1 protein-coding gene is annotated in these 2,405 nt (G+C 74.2%); it reads right to left on the reverse strand.

Annotated features, from left to right (window positions below):
- Positions 1–97: 97 nt before the first annotated feature.
- A partial coding sequence (locus H5J30_RS27540; protein WP_181790018.1) for an RHS repeat-associated core domain-containing protein occupies positions 98–2,405 on the reverse strand: 2,308 nt, incomplete at its 5' end.

Raw genomic sequence — 2,405 nt, forward strand, 5'->3', positions numbered from 1 at the left:
CGGGCGCGCCGGCTTCAGTGTGCGTAGCGGACATGTGTCTTCTCCATCTGCTCTGTCCCTCCGGCCGCTTCCGGCGCCGGGCCCCGCTTCCCCGCCGTCATCGCTGTATGTTCGCCGCGGGCATGCCCCGGAACTCCGGGACCGCCCGCAGCTCCAGCGTCAGGCCGGGGTTGAAGACGAACGTCGCCGCCGGGCCGCGCACGCTGTAGCCGATGCCCCGCTGCCGGGCGAGCGCGCTGAAGTACCCCTGGCACGAGAGGCAGGCGTCGCGGTTGACCTGGATCTCCGACTTCTGCACCAGACCGGTGATCGGGTGCACGGTCAGCGGCGCGAACAGCTCCGCCTTCTTCTCCGCGTGGGAGGCGTCGGCGCTGCCGGGAACCCCGAAGTCCCGGGGGCCCTGGGAGCGCAGCCGGTAACCGGCCAGCCCCTGGGCGATGGTGTAGACCTCCAGGGCGCCCGGCGTCTTCGCGCTGTGGTCGGTCCGTACCCCGTTGGTGGTCAGCGCGTCGGTCCGCCCCGCCTGCTGCGCGGGCAGCTCCATCCGCTCCAGCACGAAGGCGCCGAGGTCGATCGTGCGGGGCTCCGAGACCGGGAACCGCCCGCCCGTCATCTCGTTCAGGGACTGCCGGATCTGCTCCCGGTACGTGTCCTGGAGGGCGGCCCGCGCGGTCCACTGCGCCCGCAGCTTCTCGCTCTCCTCCTCGATGCCTTCGAGCTCCGCCTCGGACACGCGCGGCTCGCGGACCGACACCTCGCTGCCCCGGAGCACGCCGAGGGACTTCATCAGCCGGGCGGTCTCCAGGGAGATGAGCTGCGTCCGGTCGCCCGTCTTCACCTCGACCAGGGGCTGGGACGTGAGCCTCTCGGCGAGCCCCTCCTCCCGCACCTCCATGGGCCCGGAGGGCGCGGGTCTGTCGGTGAGCACCTCGCCGGACCAGTCCGGGTGGCCGACGATGACGACTTCCGGGATGACGTGGACGCCCGGCGGCGCTTCCGTCGTCGACCCCGTTCGCGCCGCGGGTGCCTGCGTCTCCCGGCGCGACTGCGTGCCGGACGGGTCGGAGAGCACCGCCGGGTTGTTCCGCGCGTAGGCGTACACGTTCGTCCCGTCCGCGAAGCCGGCCGGGTCCGGGCTCGTCCACCGCCCCAGCCACGGCGCGAGGTAGCGCGCCCCGTGGTAGGTGAACCCCGTCTCCTCGTCCCGCTCCTTGCCCGTGAACCGGTACCGCTTGCGGCTCACCGTCCCGGTCTCCGCGTGGAAGGACGTGGTCCCGTACGGGTGGTACTCCTCGTAGCTCAGCATCGCCCCGTCCTGGTCCGCCTCCAGCACCGCACCGCCCAGGTGGTCGGCGAACTGGTAGCGGACCACCGGGCGCGGCACCGGCACGGCCCGGCCGTCGCGCACCGTGACGGTCTCCACCAGCGCCACCCGCCCCGCGCCGTCCGAGACGTGCAGCGTCCCGCGCTCCTCGGCCGTCCGCCCGGCGGCCGTCCTGCGGTACGTCTCGGTGCTCCCCAGGTACGTCCGCGTCTCGGTGGTGCCGCCGCGCCGGCTCGTGGCCCGCACCCGCCGGCCCGTCAGGTCGTACTGGTAGAAGGTCTCGCCGCCGCCGCCGAGCGACACGTGCGCGAGCCGGTTCTCCACGTCCCAGCCGAGCGCGGCCAGGTGCGGCATCGACGTGACGTTGCCGTTGGCGTCGTAGGCGTAGCCCGCGGAGTACGTCCCCTCCGGGTCGCCGGGCACGCTGCTGGCGCGCAGGCGGTCGCCGTCGGCCGCCGTGTCGTGACGGCGGGTCCAGCTTCCGCCGCTCGCCGTGTGCGTGACGGTACGGACGTTGCCCGCGTCGTCGTAGGCGTACGTCTCGGTGTAGGGGCGCAGCGCCCCGCTGTCGCCGGCGTGCGGAACGGGCGCGAACGGCGCGTCGGCCGCGCCGGGTTGCGCCGTCTGCCCGACGTGCTCGCGGCCGGTCGCCGAGACCAGGCGGTAGACCGGGTCGTGGGCGTACGTGCGGCGCGCGCCCACGGCCGTGTTCCGGAAGAAGACGGTGTCCTGGGACGGGTCGTCGACCACCACCACGTTGCCCACGGGGTCGTAGGCGTAGGCCAGCCGCTGCCAGGCCGCGCCGCCGGCCGCCGTGGTGTCCGCGGTGGCGAGCCGGAACGTGTCGCGCTCGTAGCCGTAGGCCGTGCGGGCGCCGCAGCCGTACTCGATCAGCGTCCGCCGGCCGCGCTCGTCGTAGTCGACGCCGCGCACGATCCCGGTCCACGTGCCGGTGCCCCGCACGTCCACCTCGACCCGCTCCAGCAGCCCGGCCACGTTGTACGCGGGCCTGGTGCGGCTGCCGTCAGGGCCGGTCGCCTCCGTGGGGCGGTCGAGGGCGTCGTACGCGGTCGTGGAGCGG

This window comes from Streptomyces phytophilus, from assembly GCF_013870535.1.
Taxonomy (GTDB): Bacteria; Actinomycetota; Actinomycetes; order Streptomycetales; family Streptomycetaceae; genus Streptomyces; species Streptomyces phytophilus.